Origin of the sequence: Streptomyces sp. DSM 15324, assembly GCF_001514285.1 — a bacterium.
Lineage (GTDB): Bacteria > Actinomycetota > Actinomycetes > Streptomycetales > Streptomycetaceae > Streptomyces.
This window is the reverse complement of sequence record NZ_KQ949023.1, coordinates 276,399-294,162: the sequence shown is the minus strand read 5'-3', so window position 1 is coordinate 294,162 and position 17,764 is coordinate 276,399. Positions and strand designations below refer to the sequence as shown.

At 72.6% G+C, this 17,764-nt stretch carries 14 protein-coding genes; 8 read left to right on the top strand and 6 right to left on the bottom strand.

Annotated features, from left to right (window positions below; genetic code table 11):
• Positions 1 to 102: 102 nt before the first annotated feature.
• Entirely contained in the window at positions 103 to 957 is an 855-nt protein-coding gene (locus AQJ58_RS01300; RefSeq protein WP_067243984.1) for a serine hydrolase, read from the bottom strand.
• Between the two features lie 154 nt (positions 958 to 1,111).
• Here AQJ58_RS01300 and AQJ58_RS01295 point away from each other — a divergent pair, with 154 nt between their 5' ends.
• The 3 genes from AQJ58_RS01295 (at position 1,112) to AQJ58_RS01285 (ending at position 5,014) form a co-directional block, all read left to right on the top strand.
• Positions 1,112 to 3,238 (top strand): glycosyltransferase family 39 protein, encoded by a 2,127-nt coding sequence (locus tag AQJ58_RS01295; RefSeq protein ID WP_067243982.1) that lies wholly within the window; start codon positions 1,112 to 1,114, stop codon positions 3,236 to 3,238.
• Between the two features lie 212 nt (positions 3,239 to 3,450).
• Positions 3,451 to 4,257 (top strand): endonuclease I family protein, encoded by an 807-nt coding sequence (locus AQJ58_RS01290; RefSeq protein ID WP_067243980.1) that lies wholly within the window; start codon positions 3,451 to 3,453, stop codon positions 4,255 to 4,257.
• Positions 4,258 to 4,333: 76 nt separating this feature from the next.
• Positions 4,334 to 5,014: a DUF7691 family protein gene (locus AQJ58_RS01285; protein ID WP_420712133.1), complete on the top strand. Its 681-nt coding sequence runs from the start codon at positions 4,334 to 4,336 to the stop codon at positions 5,012 to 5,014.
• Positions 5,015 to 5,156: 142 nt separating this feature from the next.
• On the opposite strand, the gene AQJ58_RS01280 is transcribed toward AQJ58_RS01285, so the two are convergent.
• The gene (locus AQJ58_RS01280) at positions 5,157 to 6,842 is read right to left on the bottom strand and encodes a thiamine pyrophosphate-binding protein (protein ID WP_067243976.1); all 1,686 of its coding nucleotides are present in this window, start codon (positions 6,840 to 6,842) and stop codon (positions 5,157 to 5,159) included.
• Positions 6,839 to 7,807: an agmatinase gene (gene speB / locus AQJ58_RS01275; protein ID WP_067245606.1), complete on the bottom strand. Its 969-nt coding sequence runs from the start codon at positions 7,805 to 7,807 to the stop codon at positions 6,839 to 6,841. The genes AQJ58_RS01280 and speB overlap by 4 nt, the downstream gene beginning before the upstream one ends.
• A gap of 110 nt (positions 7,808 to 7,917) precedes the next feature.
• On the opposite strand from speB, the gene AQJ58_RS01270 reads away from it, so the two are divergent.
• Both AQJ58_RS01270 and AQJ58_RS01265 read left to right on the top strand, forming a co-directional pair.
• Positions 7,918 to 9,411 (top strand): PucR family transcriptional regulator, encoded by a 1,494-nt coding sequence (locus tag AQJ58_RS01270; RefSeq protein ID WP_067243974.1) that lies wholly within the window; start codon positions 7,918 to 7,920, stop codon positions 9,409 to 9,411.
• 62 nt (positions 9,412 to 9,473) lie between these two features.
• Positions 9,474 to 10,262: a phosphatase gene (locus tag AQJ58_RS01265; protein ID WP_067245604.1), complete on the top strand. Its 789-nt coding sequence runs from the start codon at positions 9,474 to 9,476 to the stop codon at positions 10,260 to 10,262.
• Here the strand turns inward: AQJ58_RS01265 and tesB are convergent.
• The 3 genes from tesB to AQJ58_RS01250 all read right to left on the bottom strand — a co-directional run bounded on the left by tesB (position 10,255) and on the right by AQJ58_RS01250 (position 13,085).
• Entirely contained in the window at positions 10,255 to 11,148 is an 894-nt protein-coding gene (gene tesB / locus AQJ58_RS01260) for an acyl-CoA thioesterase II (protein ID WP_067243972.1), read from the bottom strand. The genes AQJ58_RS01265 and tesB overlap by 8 nt on opposite strands.
• A 36-nt stretch (positions 11,149 to 11,184) precedes the next feature.
• A complete protein-coding gene (locus AQJ58_RS01255) occupies positions 11,185 to 12,342 on the bottom strand; it encodes an acyl-CoA dehydrogenase family protein (protein ID WP_067245601.1) in 1,158 nt (385 codons plus the stop codon).
• A 149-nt stretch (positions 12,343 to 12,491) separates the two neighbouring features.
• Positions 12,492 to 13,085, bottom strand: coding sequence for an SACE_7040 family transcriptional regulator (locus AQJ58_RS01250; RefSeq protein ID WP_067243971.1), 594 nt, complete (start codon positions 13,083 to 13,085; stop codon positions 12,492 to 12,494).
• Between the two features lie 108 nt (positions 13,086 to 13,193).
• Here AQJ58_RS01250 and AQJ58_RS01245 point away from each other — a divergent pair, with 108 nt between their 5' ends.
• Genes AQJ58_RS01245 through AQJ58_RS01235 form a run of 3 tightly spaced genes read left to right on the top strand, consistent with a single transcriptional unit; the run spans position 13,194 to position 17,763 of the window.
• The gene (locus tag AQJ58_RS01245) at positions 13,194 to 14,810 is read left to right on the top strand and encodes a carboxyl transferase domain-containing protein (protein ID WP_067243969.1); all 1,617 of its coding nucleotides are present in this window, start codon (positions 13,194 to 13,196) and stop codon (positions 14,808 to 14,810) included.
• Between the two features lie 14 nt (positions 14,811 to 14,824).
• Positions 14,825 to 16,825 (top strand): acetyl/propionyl/methylcrotonyl-CoA carboxylase subunit alpha, encoded by a 2,001-nt coding sequence (locus AQJ58_RS01240; RefSeq protein WP_067243967.1) that lies wholly within the window; start codon positions 14,825 to 14,827, stop codon positions 16,823 to 16,825.
• A complete protein-coding gene (locus AQJ58_RS01235) occupies positions 16,822 to 17,763 on the top strand; it encodes a hydroxymethylglutaryl-CoA lyase (RefSeq protein ID WP_067243965.1) in 942 nt (313 codons plus the stop codon). The genes AQJ58_RS01240 and AQJ58_RS01235 overlap by 4 nt, the downstream gene beginning before the upstream one ends.
• Position 17,764 lies beyond the last annotated feature (1 nt).

Here is a 17,764-nt window from a genome sequence, read left to right as displayed (position 1 = left end):
TGCCCGGTGCGGTGGTGTGGCGGGTGCGGCGCCGTATGGGCTGGTCGCGCGGTTCCCCGCGCCCCGGCGGGGTGCGAGCCGCCCAGGAGCCGGACTACCCGACTAGGAGGCGGCCAGGTCCTTGTGGATGACCTTGGCCACGCCCTGGATGGTCGTGATGCCGTAGTCCATCGTGCTGTTGTCCTGGGTGAGGACGGTGATCATGTAGTCGTGGCCGCCGCCGTTGAAGGTGCCGACGCTGTGGACGCGCCAGCCGTGCGTGGCCCGGGAGAGCCAGCCGTTCTTGACGTGCCAGGTGACGTTCGAGGGCCGGCCGTAGGGCGTGCCCCAGCGCTGCGAGGAGACGACCTTGCCCATGAGCGTGCTGATGTAGGTGCGTGAGGCGGTGGTGAGGACCGAGTTCGAGGCGGTGATCAGCTTGAGCAGCTTCTGCTCGTCGGTGACCGTGATCTGGGTCAGGCCCCAGTAGCCGTTCGCGCCCGGCTTGGTCTGGGTCATCCCGGCGGCGGCCAGGAACCCCTTGATCTTGGTCATGCCGAGCTGCCGCCACAGGGCGGAGGTGGAGGTGTTGTCCGACTGGGTGATCATCTTGGTGGCGAGCGACTTCTCGGTGCTGGTGAGCGCCCGGTTGGTCTTCTGCGCGTCCCACAGCAGGGTCGCGAGCACGGTCACCTTGACGACGCTGGCGGAGTCGTAGGCGGTGGAGGCCCGCAGGGTGCAGGTCGTCTTGGTGGAGCGGTCGTAGAGGCCGACCGCGACGGTGCCCCTGCGGTTGGCGAGGGCCGCCGTGATGTCCGTCTTCAGCTTGGTGGCCAGCGCCGCCTTGCTGGACGTACAGCTGACGGTGGGTGTGACGGCCGAGGCCGGCGCGGCGGTGGCCACGCCCGCGAGCAGGACGCCGGTGCCGAGGGCGGTGACGGCCAGCACCCTGCTGCGTCTGGGAGTCCGGTGTGTCATGCCCTGTTGACGCACCAGTTCGGGCGAATGGTTGTACGAGTCGCGGGGATTGGGCAAAGCGTGGGCATTCCGTTACCGGCCCCCTGACATCTTCACAGGTTGCGGCCAGGTCCGGCACAGCCGCCGCCCACAACTGGCCTACAGCATGCGAAGGGTGACATCTGCCACCGATCCACTGACCCCGCACGAGACGACCGTGTCCCCCGACCGGCCGCCGCCGACGCCGTCCGGAGCGGCCCCCGCGGCACCCCCGCCGGAGAAGGCGCCGCGCTGGTCGCTGCCCGCGCTGCTCGCGATCCTGGTCCTGGCGGCGGTGCTCTACGGCTGGAACCTGTCGGGCGACAGCCTCAACAGCTTCTACAGCGCCGCCGTCTACAGCGGTACGAAGAGCTGGGAGGCATGGTTCTTCGGCTCGCTCGACGCCGGGAACTTCATCACCGTCGACAAGCCGCCGTTCGCACTCATGATCATGGGCCTGTCCTGCCGGATCCTCGGATTCGGCACCTGGCAGATGATGGCGCCGGAGATCGGTGCGGCGCTCGCCACGATCTGGATCCTGCACGCCTGCGTGAAGCGGGCCTTCGGGCCTGCCGCGGCCACGATCGCCGCCCTGGTGCTCGCGCTGACGCCCATCACCGTCGCCATCAACCGCGACAACAACCCCGACACGATCCTCGTGCTGCTGATGGTGGCCGGCGCGGCCCTCGCGCTGCGCGCCACGCGCGAGGACCGGCTGCTGCCGCTCATCGGCTCGGCAGTGTGCTTCGGACTCGCCTTCAACACCAAGATGCTCCAGGGCTACATCGCCCTGCCGGCCGTCTTCGCCGTGTACGCCTACGCGTCGAGGCTCGGCTGGAGGAAGAAGGCCGTCAACCTCGCCCTCGCAGCGGTGGCGCTGGCCGTCTCCAGCTTCTGGTGGGCGACGGCGGTCTCGCTCGTACCCGCCGAGGACCGGCCGTACATCGGCGGTTCGACCGACGGCAGCGCCTGGGACCTGATCATGGGCTACAACGGCCTGGGCCGCGTCCTCGGCGGTGAGGGCAACGGCGGCGGAGGGGGCGGCGGCGTCACCTTCGCCGGGACGGCGGGCATCGGACGGATGTTCAACGACGTCCTCGGCGGCCAGATCTCCTGGCTGATCCCCTTCTCCGGCATCGCGCTCGTCGCCGGTCTCGTGCGGTGCGGGCGCGCCCCGCGCACCGATGCCACGCGTGCCGCACTGGTCCTGTGGGGCGGCTGGACCGTGCTGCACTACGTCACCTTCGCCCTCGCCGAGGGCACCATGCACCCCTACTACACGACCGCGCTCGCCCCGGGCGTCGCGGCGCTCACCGGGGGCGGCGGGGTCATGCTGTGGCGCGCCTTCCGCGGCGGTGAGGTGCGCTGGTCGTGGGTGCTGCCCGCGGGGCTGGCCGTGACCGGCGTCTGGGCGATCGTGCTGCTGCGCCGGGCCACGGACTGGAACACCTGGCTGTGGCCCGTCGTCGGTGTGCTCATGGCCCTCGCGATCACGGGTCTGTTCCTGCTGCGCTCCGCGGCCTCCGGTACCCGGCTGCGGCTGCTCGGCGCGTCCGTCGCCGCGGCGGTCGTGGCGGCCCTGGCCGGTCCCACGGCCTACGCGGCCTCGCCCGCCCTCGGCGGCTCCAGCGGCATGATGGGCGGCACCAACCCCACCGCGGGCCCCTCCACCGGGGGCGGCATGGGCGGTCCCGGCGGCGGTGGCGGCCGGGGCGGCTTCGGCGGCGGCAACGGCGGTCCCGGCGGGCAGCCGCCGGGCGGTACCCAGCAGGGCGGCGACCGGGCGAGCGGTGAGTTCCCCGGCGGCGGCCGGACGGGCGGCGGCGGCCCCGGCGGGAGCGGTATGGCCGGGGGCGGCATGGGCGGTGCCGACAGCGGGCTCGTCTCCTACCTGGAGAAGCATCAGGACGGCGCCACCTGGCTGATCGCGGTGTCCGACTCGCAGAGCGCGGGCCAGATGATCCTGAGCACCGGAAAGCCCGTCATCTCGATGTTCGGCTTCACCGGCTCGGACCACGCGATGACCCTCGCCAGGCTCAAGGAGCTGGTGAAGCAGGGCGAGCTGCACTACATCCAGCTCGGCGGCGGCATGGGGAGGGGCGGCGGCGACAGCCGGAACCAGGAGCTGACGACGTGGGTGCAGAAGCACGGGACGGCGGTGAAGGAGAGCGAGTACGGCTCTTCCAGTTCCTCCGGTTCCTCCGGTTCCTCCGGTTCCTCCGGTTCCTCGATCTACCGGCTCGACCCGTCCGACGTGAGCTGACACCACCCGGCTGACCGGTACGGCCCCAAGGTCCCTGACATCCCGTCAGGGACCGTTTTCGTAGGTTCACACACTGTCAACTCGCGTAGACAAGGGGCGATTTGCCGCTACCGGTCACCGAATGGACACGCGCAGTCCATTTACACGATCGCATGTCCATGTCACGCTCCCGAGTGCCGCCCCCATCAACCCGCGTAGATCGGACACCCCACATGCTGGCGACACGCATCCACCGATGGAAGTCGGTGGCGCTCGGCACCGCGACCGTCCTGGTCGGCCTCACCGTGCCCGCGCTCACCGCGACCCCCGCCGCGGCGACGACGACGGCGTACGACTCGACGTACTACAAGAACGCCGTGGGCAAGACGGGTACGAGCCTGAAGTCGTCCCTCCACACGATCATCAGCAGCGGCGTCTCGAAGATCTCGTACTCCGCGGTCTGGAACGCGCTGAAGGTCACCGACCAGGACCCGAACAACAGCAGCAACGTGCTCCTGCTGTACAGCGGTGCCTCACGCAGCAAGTCCCTCAACGGCGGGGACGTCGGCGACTGGAACCGCGAGCACACCTGGGCCAAGTCCCACGGCGACTTCGGCGAGGTGACCGGCCCCGGCACCGACCTGCACCACCTGCGCGCCTGCGACGTCCAGGTCAACAGCACCCGCGGCAACCTCGACTTCGACAACGGCGGCAGCGCGGTCGCGGGCGGCGGCGGCAGCAAGGTCGACTCCGACTCCTTCGAGCCGCGCGACGCCGACAAGGGCGACGTGGCCCGCATGATCCTCTACATGGCCGTCCGCTACGACGGCGGGGACGGCTTCGCCGACCTGGAGCCCAACGAGAAGGTCAACAACGGCAGCGACCCGTTCATGGGCAAGCTCTCCGTCCTCAAGGCGTGGAACGAGGCGGACCCGCCGAGCGCCTTCGAGGAGAAGCGCAACCAGGTCATCTACGACACCTACCAGCACAACCGCAACCCGTTCATCGACCACCCCGAGTGGGTCGAGGCGATCTGGTAGGACACCGCGTCGCACAGCCCCGCCGCAGGGCCCTCCCGGAGTGTTCCCGGGAGGGCCCTGCGGCATGGGCGTCTTGGTGGATCATGGTCATGATGATCGCCAGGGCGAGCGTGTGAGCGGGGAGGACCAATCAGTGGGCTACTGCCTGGAGATGAGCACCGGTGACATGCGAGGGGTGATCCGGCTGCTCACGGCGGTGGAGCGGACGCAGGAACAGGAACGGATGCTCGCCATCGTGCGCGAGCGGTGCCGGAAGGCCGACGCACGGCTGCGCGAGGCGGGCAGCGACCTGCGGGTGCCGGTCGCGCGGGCGCTGGAGGAACTCATCGAGGGCGGGCCGCCGAGCGCGGAGCTGTGTCCGGCGTACACGTACGCCTTCCGCGAGGCCGTGGCCCCGTACTTCTCCGACGTCACCTCCCTCGGGACCTGGCAGCGGCCGTCCTGGTTCTTCGCGCTGGACAGCGAGCTGGCCCGGCACGGTGTCCCGAGGGAGGTCCTGCCCGCGACCTTCCTCTTCAGCGGACCACCGCTGCGGCTGCCGCACCCCGGTGACACGGTCCCGCAGATCGGGGTGCTGCCGGCCGAGCGGGCGGCGCTGCTGGCGGAGACGTACGAGCGGGTACTGAGCCTGCTGGACGAGGAGTTCGCCGGCCCGGCGAGGCGGCTCGCCGAGCTGATGCGGTTCGAGGCGCAGGAGTGGGAGACGGCACGCCGGCTCGGCCGCAGGGACGACTCGATCTTCTTCTGGTTCGGCTGACCGGCGGGAACCCGAAAGGCCCCCGCCGCGCACCGGGCCCGGCGGGGGCACCTCGGCTCCGGCCGCGGCCGGGCCGCCGGTGCCGTAGCTTGAACTTCCCGGCGGGGCGCGGGGTGTGCCCCGCCGGGCGCCCGAAGGCGGCTCAGCCGAGGTGCGTCGGGGCGAACATCCGCAGCAGGGCCGGGAGGACCACCACGGAGGGGCCGGGGGCGGCCAGGGCCTTGGCCAGATCCCGCTCCAGGGTCTCCGGGGACGTCAGCACGCCCGGTACGCCGAACGACTCCGCGAGAGCCGCGTAGTCCGGGCGGGTCAGCTCCGTCGCCGTGGTGGCGCCGAAGGCGTCCGTCATGTACTCGCGGAGGATGCCGTAGCCGCCGTCGTCGACGACGAGCCAGGTGACGGGGAGGTCGTACTGCTTCGCCGTCGCCAGTTCGGCGATCGAGTAGAGGGCGCCGCCGTCCCCGGAGACCGCCAGGACAGGGCGGCCGGGGTCGGCGACGGCCGCGCCGAGCGCCGCCGGGAAGGCATAGCCGAGACCGCCCGCGCCCTGGGCGGAGTGCATGGTGTTGGGGCCCGCGGGGTCGAAGGCGGACCAGGCCCAGTAGGACAGGATGGTCATGTCCCAGAAGGACGGGGAGTCGGCGGGCAGGGCCCTTCTGACCGAGGTCAGCAGGTCCTGTTCCAGGGTGAGGTCCTGGGCGGCGATGCGCTCCGCGACCCGCGCCAGGACGGTCCGTACCCGGGCCGGTGCCTGCGGGTCCTCGCGTCGGTCCACCGTCTCCAGCAGGGCCTGGAGCGCGAGGCGGGCGTCGGCGTGGATGCCGAGGGCCGGGTGGTTGGACTCCAGTTTGCCGAGGTCGGCCTCGATCTGGATCACCCGGCCGCGCGGGCTGAAGGTGTGGTAGTTCGAGGAGAGTTCGCCGAGGCCCGAGCCGATCACCAGCAGGACGTCCGCGTCCTCCAGGAAGTCCGTCGTGTGCCGGTCCTCCATCCAGGACCGCAGGGACAGCGGGTGCGCCCAGGGGAAGGCGCCCTTGCCGCCGAAGGTGGTGACGACCGGCGCGTCGATCCGTTCCGCCAGCTGCCTCAGCTTGCCGGAGGCGTCCGCCCGCACCACTCCCCCGCCCGCGATGATCGCCGGCCGGGTCGCGCGCGCGAGCAGGTCGGCCGCCACCGCCGTCAGTTCGGGGCGCGGCGGCAGGTCCTCGGGGAAGGCGTCGACGCCGGTGACGACGGGGATCGACGTCGGCGCGAGCAGGACGTCCTGGGGGATCTCCACCCACACCGGCCCGTGCGGGGCCGTCAGCGCGGACGTCCAGGCCGCCGCGACGGCCGAGGGGATCTGTGACGCGCTGCGGACCGTGTGGACCGACTTCACCACCCCGCGGAAGGACGCCGACTGGTCGGGGAGTTCGTGCAGATAGCCGTGGCGGCCGCCGCCCAGTCCCGCCGTGGGGATCTGGCTGCTGATCGCCAGCACGGGCGCGGAGGCGGAGGCCGCCTCGTGCAGCGCGGCGAGCGAGGTGAGCGCGCCCGGGCCGGTCGACAGCAGCAGCGGGGCGGCCTCCCCGGTGATCCGGCCGTAGCCGTCCGCCGCGAAGCCCGCGTTGTTCTCCACCCGCAGGCCGACGTACCGCAGGGAGGAGCGGCGCAGCGCGTCGAACACGCCCAGCGCGTGCTGGCCGGGCAGTCCGAAGACCGTGGTCGCGCCGAGCGCGGCCAGGGTCTCCACGACCAGGTCTCCGCCGATCCGGCCGGGCGGCGGGTTGAGCGCGGCCTCCGTCTGCGCGGCGGTCGGGCGGAGCACCAGGTCGTGGTCGTGGGTCACTGCGCGCGGGCCTCCGCAATCTGCCGGGACATGATGGTCGTCAGTTCGTACGCCGTGTGGGACGCGGCCACCGACGTGATCTCCGCGTGATCGTACGCGGGCGCCACCTCGACGACGTCGGCGGAGACCAGGTTGCAGGAGGCGAGTCCGCGCAGGATCTCCAGCAGCTCGCGGGAGGTCATGCCGCCGGCCTCCGGGGTGCCGGTGCCGGGGGCGTGCGCCGGGTCCAGGCAGTCGATGTCGATGGAGATGTACAGCGGCCGGTCGCCGATGCGCTGGCGGAGCTGGTCGGCGACCTCGTCGGCGCCGCGCCGGTAGATGTCGGCGGAGGTGACGATGCCGAAGCCCATCTTCTCGTCGTCGGTGAGGTCCTGCTTGCCGTAGAGGGGGCCGCGGGTGCCGACGTGCGAGAGGGCCTCGGTGTCGAGGATGCCCTCCTCGACGGCCCGGCGGAACGGGGTGCCGTGCGTGTACTCGGCCCCGAAGTAGGTGTCCCAGGTGTCCAGGTGGGCGTCGAAGTGCAGCAGCGCGACCGGGCCGTGCTTCTTCGCCACGGACCGCAGCAGGGGCAGCGCGATGGTGTGGTCGCCGCCGAGGGTCATCAGCCGGGCGCCGGTGCCGAGCAGTTCGTCGGCCGCGGCCTCGACCGTCTCGACCGCCTCGTTGATGTTGAACGGGTTCACCGCGATGTCGCCGCCGTCCGCGACCTGCGCGAGGGCGAAGGGGGAGGCGTCCTGCGCCGGGTTGTAGGGGCGCAGCAGCCGGGAGGCCTCACGGATCGCGTTGCCGCCGAAGCGGGCGCCCGGCCGGTAGGAGACCCCCGAGTCGAACGGCACACCGACCACGGCCACGTCGGCGCGGCCGACCTCGTCGAGGCGGGGCAGCCGGGCGAAGGTCGCGGGTCCGGCGTACCGCGGGATGCGGGAGGAGTCGACGGGTCCGCGAGGCGTGTCGTTGCCGCTCATGGTCACAGGCCTTCTTTCTGGGGGGTGTCTCCACGGTAGGTGGCAGGCCGACGGCTGCGAAGCGTACGTTTCCTCCATACGGCGGCCAGGAAATGGAGGGAACGCACACCATGTCCGAGCAGCCCGCGGTCCCCCTCACCCCGCCCGTCCCGCTCGCCGCGCTGCTGGCCCGCGAGGACCTGGGCCTGCGGCTGATCGCCGGGCCGGCCGCCCCCGGCACGGTCCTGTACGGGGCGCACGCCTCGGAGATGGCCGACCCGTACCCGTATCTGCTGGGCGGGGAGCTGCTGTTGACGGCCGGCGTCCACGTCCCGCAGGCGGCCGACCCGGGCGCCTACTTCGACGGCTATGTCTCCCGGATCACGGCGGCGGGCGGGGCCGCCCTCGGCTTCGGGGTGGCGCCGGTGCACGACACGGTCCCGTCGGCCCTGATCGCGGCCTGCGACACCCATGGGCTCCCCCTGGTCGAGGTCCCGCCCCGGACGACGTTCGCGGCCGTGGCCCGCGCGGTCTGGCAGCTGATGGAGCGGGCCCGCACGGCCGAGCTGCGCCGTGTGACGGAGGCCCAGCAGAGCCTCGCCTCGGCCGCCGCCCGCCCCGACCCGGTCCCGTCCGTCCTGAGCCGCCTGGCCGCTCGGACCGGGGGCAGGGCGGTGCTCCACGGCCCCGAGGGCGCGCAGATCGCGGCGGCGGGCCCGGCCGCGGACACCGACGGCTCCCTGGCCGCCCTCGCCCGGCGGCTCACCGCCCGCGGCTCCGCCACCGCCAGCGACACCACGCCCACGGGCACCCACCTCACGGCCTACGCCCTGAGCCACGGCTTCGTCCTGGCCGTCGCCACCCCCGCCCACGAACCGGGCGACCACACGATCGCCTCCGTCGCAGCGGTCCTCCTGACGCTCCTCACGAGCACCCGGGAGACGGGCTCGGCGACGGCCCGCACCTCGGCCCTGGTGCGCCTGCTCCTGGGGGCGACCCCCGAGGAGGTGACGCCCCTGCTGGACCCCGGCGGACGATGGTTCGTGGTCCATGCCTCGCCCTCCGGCCGGCGGGAGCGTCCCCACCCGACCGCGCGAGCAGCCACGACGCACCCGCACCCGCCGGAGCAGCTGTCGGCCGACGCGCTGGGCGCAGCCCTCGGTTCCCCGTTGGTCGACGTCACGCCCGACGTCGTCCGCGTCCTCGTGCCGGCCGACCGCAGCCCCGAACCCCAGCCCCAGTGGGTCCTCGGCGTGAGCGGCGAGGTACCCGCGCACCACCTCGCCGCAGCCGACAGGCAGGCGTCCCGCGCCCTGGCCCGCGCGCGGGCGACCCGCACCCCCCTCGTCCGTCACACCCCCCACAGGGCCTTCGCCTCCCTGCTCCCCCCGGAGGACGCCCGCGCCCTCCTCGCCCCGCTCGCCGCGGCCCCCGCCCTCAAGGAGACCCTGCGCACCTGGCTCTCGCTGCACGGCAGCTGGGACAGAACCGCCGTCGCGCTCTCCGTGCACCGCAACACGGTCCGCCAGCGGATGGCCCGGTGCGCCTCCCTCCTCGGGACGGATCTGGACGACCCGGACGTCCGCATGGAGCTGTGGTTCGCCCTGCGCGCGAGCGAACAGTGACGCACGTCCCAGCGCCCGGAACGGTGACGACGGCCACAGTCCGCTGCCCCACAATGGGGACCATGCCGATACCCGGGACCCCCAGCCGCGCCGAACTCGTCGACCACCTCGTCAGAACCCGCATCGCGGGGGAGGTCGCCACGCCGCGCGAGAACAACCTCTCCCACTACCGTCAGCTCGCGAACGGCAACCGGAACTTCTGGTTCGGCCTGGAGTTCGGCGAGCGCTGGACGGACGAGCAGGACGTGCTCGCGGTGATGGCGGAGCGGGTGGGGGTCAACGACGACGCCGAGCACCGCTACGGCCAGGACACCATCGACCCGGAGCTGACCGTGGACGGTCTGGACCGGATGGCGGCGCGGCTGCGCAAGGCCGCCGAGGGGCGGCAGCGGGTGCTGTTCGCGACCGGTCACCCGGGCGGTCTGCTGGACGTGCACCACGAGACGTCCGCCGCGCTGCGGGCGGCCGGCTGCGAGATCGTGGTGATCCCGGAGGGGCTCCAGACGGACGAGGGGTACGTCTGGCAGCTCGCCGGGGTGGCGGTGCTGGAGCACGGGGCGACCCTGTGGCACACCCACTCGGGCGAGCCGATGAAGGCGATCCTGACCGCGCTGGAGCGGGAGGGCCGCCCGCTGCCCGACCTGGTGGTCGCCGACCACGGCTGGGCGGGGTACGCCGGACAGCACGGCGTGGACTCCGTCGGGTACGCCGACTGCAACGACCCGGCGCTGTTCCTCGCGGAGGCGGAGGGGACCGTCCAGGTGGCGGTCCCCCTCGACGACCACGTGCCCAGCCCGCGGCACTACGACCCGATGGTCGCGTACCTGCTGGCGGAAGCCGGCCTCAGGTAGCGCTGGGGGGTGTTTCCGGGGCCCGTGGGACGCGGACCACGCCCTCCTGGATCACCGAGACCGCGAGCCGTCCGTCCTGCGTGTAGATGCGGGCCTGGCCGAGGCCGCGCCCGCCGGACGCGGACGGCGACTCCTGGTCGTAGAGCAGCCATTCGTCGGCGCGGAACGGGCGGTGGAACCACATCGCGTGGTCCAGGGAGGCCCCGACGACGTCCCCGACGGCCCAGCCGCCGCGCCCGTGCGCGAGCAGGATGGAGTCGAGCAGGGTCATGTCGGAGACGTAGGTGGCGAGGACGACGTGCAGGAGCGGGTCGTCCGCGAGCTTGCCGTTGGTGCGGAACCAGACCTGGCTGTGCGGCTCGCGCGGCTCGCCGAACCTGCCGTAGGGCGGGTCGTCGACGTACCGCAGGTCGATCGCCTCGCGGGCCTCGAGGAACCGCTCGACGACCGCCGGGTCGAGATGGTCGTAGCCGCGCAGCCGCTCCTGGCCGGTGGGGACCGACTCGGGGTCGGGGGCGGGCGGCATGGGGGCCTGGTGGTCGAGGCCCTCCTCGTACGCCTGGAAGGACGCCGACAGCGTGAAGATCGGCCGGCCGTGCTGGACGGCGACCGCGCGGCGGGTGGTGAAGGAACGGCCGTCGCGGATCCGCTCGACGTTGTAGACGATGGGGGCGCCCGGGTCGCCCATGCGCAGGAAGTACGCGTGCAGGGAGTGGGCGTGCCGGTCGGCGGGGACCGTGCGCCCGGCGGCGACCAGCGCCTGCGCCGCCACCTGTCCCCCGAAGACCCGGGGGACGACGGCGGAGCGGGACTGGCCGCGGAAGATGTTCTCCTCGATCTGCTCGAGGTCGAGCAGATCGAGGAGATCCTGAAGTGCCTGGCTCATGGCGTCTGGTTGTACCGGGCAGTGATTGCCGGGACCTTACAGGCCCATGTCCTTGGCGATGATCGACTTCATGATCTCGCTGGTGCCGCCGTAGATGCGGTTGACGCGGTTGTCGGCGTACAGACGGGCGATCGGGTACTCGTTCATGAAGCCGTAGCCGCCGTGCAGCTGGAGGCAGCGGTCGATGACGCGGTGGGCGACCTCGGTGGTGAACAGCTTGGCGGAGGCGGCCTCGGCAGGGGTCAGCTCGCCCGCGTCGAGGGCCTCGGTGGCGCGGTCCACGACGGCCTCGGCGGCGTCCACCTCGGCCTGGCAGGCGGCCAGCTCGAACTTGGTGTTCTGGAAGGCGGCGACCGGCTGCCCGAAGACGGTGCGCTCCTTGACGTAGTCCTTGGCGAACCGGACGGCGGCCTTGGCCTGCGCGTAGGCGCCGTAGGCGATGCCCCAGCGCTCGGAGGCGAGGTTGTGGCCGAGGTAGTAGAAGCCCTTGTTCTCCTCGCCGAGGAGGTCCTCGGCGGGCACCTTGACGTCGACGAACGCCAGCTCGGCGGTGTCGGAGGTCTTCAGGCCGAGCTTGTCGAGCTTGCGGCCGACGGAGTAGCCCTCGGCCTTGGTGTCGACGACGAAGAGGGAGATGCCGAAGCGGCGGTCCTCGGCGGAGGGCGCGGAGGTGCGGGCGCAGACGATCATGCGGTCGGCGTGCACGCCGCCGGTGATGAAGGTCTTGGCGCCGTTGAGGACGTAGTGCGTGCCGTCCTCGGAGAGCTTGGCGGTGGTGCGCATGCCGGCGAGGTCGGAGCCGGTGCCCGGCTCGGTCATCGCGATGGCCCACATCTCCTCGCCGGAGACGAACTTCGGCAGGTAGCGCTTCTTCTGCTCGTCGGTGGCGAGGAGCTTGATGTACGGGAGGCCGAGCAGGACGTGCACGCCGGAGCCGCCGAAGGTGATGCCGGCGCGGGCGGTCTCCTCGTAGAGGATGGCCTCGAACTTGTAGGACTCGATGCCGGCGCCGCCGTACTCCTCGTCGACACGGATGCCGAAGATGCCCAGCTCGGCGAGCTTGTAGTAGAAGTCGCGCGGCGCCTGGCCGGCCTCGAGCCAGGCGTCGTAGACCGGGACGACCTCGGCCTCGATGAAGGCGCGAAGGGTCTCCCGGAACGCCTCGTGATCCTCGTTGAACACCGTACGGCGCACCGCCGCCACCTCCACCTGGCTCAAAGGGTCCGAATCTAAGCGCTTGCTCAGATGATTACCGTACCGGTGGGTAGGGAGAGGAGTCCAGGGCCTTCGGGGGGGCGGTGCCCGTAACGCTCGTCACGCCGCCGGGCGGACCCGCGCCGCCGTCAGGCGCCCGCCGCCGCGAACGCCCCCCGCGCCATCCGGTGCAGCAGCGCCGCCGTGGCCGTGCGGCCCGGGACCGAGCCGGGGCGGGCCAGGTGCGGGGTGGAGTTCAGCAGGCCGAAGACCGAGTGGACGGCCGAGCGGGCCGCCGGTTCGGTGAGGGCCGGGTAGATCTCGCGGACCACCTCCACCCACAGCTCGACGTACTGCCGCTGGAGCTGGCGGACCAGCTTGCGGTCGCTGTCGCGGAGGCGGTCCAGCTCCCGGTCGTGCAGGGTGATCAGGGGGCGGTCGTCGATCGCGAAGTCGATGTGCCCCTCGATGAGCGAGTCGAGGACCGCCTCCGCCCCGCCCCCGTCGGCCTCCGCCAGACGGCGCTTCGCGCCGGTCAGGAGCTGGCCGCTGATCCCCACCAGCAGCTCGGCGAGCATCGCGTCCTTGCCCGGGAAGTGCCGGTACAGCCCCGGGCCGCTGATGCCGACCGCGGCCCCTATCTCGTCCACCCCGACGCCGTGGAAACCGCGCTCGGCGAAGAGCCGCGCGGCCTCCTTGAGGATCTGCTCGCGGCGGGTGGGGGCGTCGGTTCTGGTGGCCATGGAAGTAATTCTAGACAGGGAGGTTAGCGCTCGTTAACCTGAAGGAAATGGTTAACGCTCATTAACAGACGATCCTCGTGACGGACGACGGGTGAGGGGAACCGCAGGATGGAGCAGGCACCGGAGCTGACGAGCGCGGCGGACCCCGCGTCTCAGGCCTGGCGGGCCAACGAGCGGGCGCACCGCGAGCTCGTCGGGGAACTGCACGGCAAGCTGGCCGCGGCCCGGCTCGGGGGCGGCGAGCGGGCGCGGGCGCGGCACACCGCGCGCGGCAAGCTGCTGCCGCGGGACCGGGTCGACGGGCTGCTCGACCCCGGCTCGCCCTTCCTCGAACTCGCGCCGCTCGCGGCCGACGGGATGTACGAGGGGCAGGCCCCGGCCGCGGGCGTGATCGCCGGGATCGGGCGGGTCAGCGGGCGCGAGTGCGTGATCGTCGCCAACGACGCCACGGTCAAGGGCGGCACCTACTACCCGATGACCGTGAAGAAGCACCTGCGGGCGCAGGAGGTGGCCCTGGAGAACCGGCTGCCCTGCCTGTACCTGGTGGACTCGGGCGGCGCCTTCCTGCCGATGCAGGACGAGGTCTTCCCCGACCGCGAGCACTTCGGCCGGATCTTCTACAACCAGGCCCGGATGTCGGCGGCCCGGATCCCGCAGATCGCGGCCGTCCTCGGCTCCTGCACGGCCGGCGGGGCGTACGTCCCGGCGATGAGCGACGAGGCCGTGATCGTGCGCGGCCAGGGCACGATCTTCCTGGGCGGTCCCCCGCTGGTGAAGGCCGCCACCGGTGAGGTCGTCACCGCCGAGGAGCTGGGCGGCGGCGAGGTGCACTCCCGGGTCTCCGGGGTCACCGACCACCTCGCCGAGGACGACGCGCACGCCCTGCGGATCGTGCGCACCATCGCCGCCACGCTCCCCGCGCGCGGGCCGCTGCCCTGGGAGACCACGCCGGTCGTCGAGCCCAAGGTCGACCCCTTCGGGCTGTACGGCGCGGTCCCGGTGGACTCCCGCACCCCCTACGACGTGCGGGAGGTCATCGCGCGCGTGGTGGACGGCTCGCGGTTCGCCGAGTTCAAGGCCGAGTTCGGGCAGACCCTGGTCACCGGCTTCGCCCGGATCCACGGCCACCCGGTCGGGATCGTCGCCAACAACGGCATCCTGTTCTCCGAGTCCGCCCAGAAGGGCGCCCACTTCATCGAGCTGTGCGACCAGCGCGGTATCCCGCTGGTGTTCCTTCAGAACATCTCCGGGTTCATGGTCGGCAAGGACTACGAGGCCGGCGGCATCGCCAAGCACGGCGCCAAGATGGTGACGGCCGTCGCCTGCACGCGCGTGCCGAAGCTGACGGTCGTGGTCGGCGGGTCGTACGGCGCCGGGAACTACTCGATGTGCGGACGGGCCTACTCCCCCCGTTTCCTGTGGATGTGGCCCAACGCCAAGATCTCCGTCATGGGCGGCGAGCAGGCCGCGTCGGTCCTCGCGACCGTCAAGCGGGACCAGCTGGAGGCCGGCGGCGAGAGCTGGCCGGCGGCGGAGGAAGAGGCCTTCAAGGCCCCGATCCGCGACCGGTACGAGCGTCAGGGCAACGCCTACTACGCCACCGCCCGGCTCTGGGACGACGGGGTCATCGACCCGTTGGAGACCCGCCAGGTGCTCGGCCTCGCCCTGACCGCCTGTGCCAACGCGCCCCTGGGTGACCCCCAGTTCGGCGTCTTCCGGATGTGAGGGGCTTGCCACCGATGTTCGAGACAGTACTGGTCGCCAACCGCGGCGAGATCGCCGTCCGGGTCATCCGCACGCTGCGCTCGCTGGGCGTGCGCTCGGTGGCGGTCTTCTCCGACGCCGACGCCGACGCCCGGCACGTCCGGGAGGCCGACACCGCCGTACGGATCGGCCCGGCGCCGGCCGCCGAGAGCTATCTGTCGGCGGAGCGGCTGCTGGAGGCCGCCGCCCGCACCGGAGCCCAGGCCGTCCACCCGGGGTACGGCTTCCTCGCGGAGAACGCCGCCTTCGCGCGCGCCTGCGAGGAGGCGGGGCTGGTCTTCGTCGGGCCGCCCGCCGACGCCATCTCCCTCATGGGCGACAAGATCCGTGCCAAGGAGACCGTGCGGGCGGCCGGGGTGCCGGTCGTCCCCGGCGGCCGGGACCCCGACCTCGCCGCGGCGGCCCATGAGCTGGGCGCGCCGGTCCTGCTCAAGCCGTCCGCGGGCGGCGGCGGCAAGGGCATGCGGCTGGTGCGGGACCTGACCCTGCTGGAGGAGGAGATCGCCGCCGCCCGCCGTGAGGCCCGCGCCTCCTTCGGCGACGACACGCTCCTCGTCGAGCGCTGGGTGGACCGCCCCCGGCACATCGAGATCCAGGTCCTGGCCGACGGCCACGGCAACGTCGTCCACCTCGGCGAGCGCGAGTGCTCGCTGCAACGGCGGCACCAGAAGGTGATCGAGGAGGCGCCGAGCGTGCTCCTCGACGAGGGGACCAGGGCCGCGATGGGCGCGGCGGCCGTGCAGGCGGCGCGCTCCTGCGGGTACCGGGGCGCCGGCACGGTGGAGTTCATCGTCCCCGGCGGCGACCCCTCCTCGTACTACTTCATGGAGATGAACACCCGCCTCCAGGTGGAGCATCCGGTGACCGAGCTGGTCACCGGCCTCGACCTGGTGGAGTGGCAGCTGCGGGTCGCGGCGGGCGCCGAGCTGGACTTCGCGCAGGAGGACGTACGGCTCACCGGGCACGCGATCGAGGCACGCGTGTGTGCGGAGGATCCGGCCCGTGGCTTCCTGCCGTCCGGCGGGACCGTGCTGAAGCTGTACGAACCGCAGGGCGACGGCGTGCGCACCGACTCCGGGCTCAGCGAGGGCACCGAGGTCGGCAGTCTCTACGACCCGATGCTGTCCAAGGTCATCGCCTACGGCCCCGACCGCGCGACCGCGCTCAGGAGACTGCGGGCGGCCCTCGCGGAGACGGTGACGCTGGGCGTGCAGACCAACGCGGGGTTCCTGCGGCGGCTGCTGGGCCATCCGGCGGTGGTGGCGGGCGAGCTGGACACGGGCCTGGTGGAGCGCGAGGTGGCCGGGCTGGTCCCGGACGCGGTGCCGCCCGAGGTCTACGCGGCGGCGGCGCTGCTGCGCCACGGCGCGCTCGGCCCCGCCGACGGCTCCGGCTGGACCGACCCGTTCGACGCCGCCGACGGCTGGCGCATGGGCGGCGAGCGGGCCTGGACCCCGCACCACCTGCGGGTGCCGGGCCACGAGCCGGTGACCGTGCGCGTGCGCAGCACGCCGGGCGGCGCGGCGGAGGTTCTCCTGCCCGGCGCGGACCACCCGCTCCGGGGGGCCGGCGTGCCTCCGCGGCGCGTCACCGGGCACCGGTTCACGTGCGAACTCGACGGCGTCCGTCATCCCTTCGCCGCCCTGCCGGACGGCACCTGGCTGGGCCGCGACGGCGACTGCTGGCACGTGCGCGACCACGACCCGGTGGCCGCGTCCCTCACCGGCTCCGCGCACGCCGGTGCCGACTCGCTCACCGCGCCGATGCCCGGCACGGTGACGGTCGTGAAGGTCGCCGTCGGGGACGAGGTCACCGCGGGGCAGAGCCTGCTGGTGGTCGAGGCGATGAAGATGGAGCACGTCGTCTCCGCCCCGCACGCCGGCACGGTCGCCGAACTGGACGTCACCCCGGGCACGACGGTCGCCATGGACCAGGTGCTGGCCGTCGTCACCCCGTACGAGGAGGCAGCGCCATGACCGCCGAAGGGCTCCCGATGACCGTGCCCGCCCAGGATCTGCCCGTCCGGGTGCGGATCCACGAGGTCGGCGCGCGCGACGGGTTGCAGAACGAGAAGTCGGCCGTGCCGACGGAGGTGAAGGCCGAGTTCATCCGCAGGCTCGCCGACGCGGGCCTGACCACGATCGAGGCGACCAGCTTCGTGCACCCGAAGTGGGTGCCCCAGCTCGCCGACGCCGAGGACCTGTTCCCACGGGTCGCGGACGTGCCGGCGGCGCTGCCGGTCCTGGTGCCCAACCAGCGCGGGCTGGACCGCGCCCTCGCGCTCGGCGCCCGCCGGGTCGCCGTGTTCGCGAGCGCCACCGAGTCCTTCGCCAAGGCCAACCTCAACCGCACGCTCGACGAGTCCCTCGCGGTGTTCGAGCCCGTCGTGCGGCGCGCGAAGGACGAGGGGGTGCACGTGCGCGGCTATGTCTCCATGTGCTTCGGCGACCCCTGGGAGGGCGCGGTACCGCTGCACCAGGTCGTCCGGGTCTGCCGGGCGCTGCGCGACATGGGCTGCGACGAGCTGAGCCTCGGCGACACCATCGGGGTCGCGACGCCCGGCCACGTCCTCGAACTGCTCGCCCTGCTCAACGAGGAGGGCGTGCCGACGAACGTGCTCGGCGTGCACTTCCACGACACCTACGGGCAGGCGCTGGCCAACACCTACGCCGCCCTCGAACACGGCGTCACCACCGTCGACGCCTCGGCGGGCGGCCTCGGCGGCTGCCCGTACGCCAAGTCCGCCACCGGCAACCTCGCCACCGAAGACCTCGTGTGGATGCTGCACGGTCTCGGCATCGACACCGGGGTCGATCTCGGCCGCCTCGTCGCCACCAGCGTGTGGATGGCCGACCACCTGGGCCGACCCAGCCCGTCCCGCACCGTCCGCGCCCTCTCCCACAAGGACCAGTGAT

What these genes read in the sequence shown, in the direction of transcription:
- AQJ58_RS01300 (WP_067243984.1), bottom strand. Translation starts at nt 957, where the DNA reads ATGACACACCGGACTCCCAGACGCAGCAGGGTGCTGGCCGTCACCGCC.
- AQJ58_RS01290 (WP_067243980.1), top strand. Translation starts at nt 3,451, where the DNA reads ATGCTGGCGACACGCATCCACCGATGGAAGTCGGTGGCGCTCGGCACC.
- speB (WP_067245606.1), bottom strand. Translation starts at nt 7,807, where the DNA reads ATGAGCGGCAACGACACGCCTCGCGGACCCGTCGACTCCTCCCGCATC.
- AQJ58_RS01270 (WP_067243974.1), top strand. Translation starts at nt 7,918, where the DNA reads ATGTCCGAGCAGCCCGCGGTCCCCCTCACCCCGCCCGTCCCGCTCGCC.
- AQJ58_RS01265 (WP_067245604.1), top strand. Translation starts at nt 9,474, where the DNA reads ATGCCGATACCCGGGACCCCCAGCCGCGCCGAACTCGTCGACCACCTC.
- tesB (WP_067243972.1), bottom strand. Translation starts at nt 11,148, where the DNA reads ATGAGCCAGGCACTTCAGGATCTCCTCGATCTGCTCGACCTCGAGCAG.
- AQJ58_RS01250 (WP_067243971.1), bottom strand. Translation starts at nt 13,085, where the DNA reads ATGGCCACCAGAACCGACGCCCCCACCCGCCGCGAGCAGATCCTCAAG.
- AQJ58_RS01245 (WP_067243969.1), top strand. Translation starts at nt 13,194, where the DNA reads ATGGAGCAGGCACCGGAGCTGACGAGCGCGGCGGACCCCGCGTCTCAG.
- AQJ58_RS01240 (WP_067243967.1), top strand. Translation starts at nt 14,825, where the DNA reads ATGTTCGAGACAGTACTGGTCGCCAACCGCGGCGAGATCGCCGTCCGG.
- AQJ58_RS01235 (WP_067243965.1), top strand. Translation starts at nt 16,822, where the DNA reads ATGACCGCCGAAGGGCTCCCGATGACCGTGCCCGCCCAGGATCTGCCC.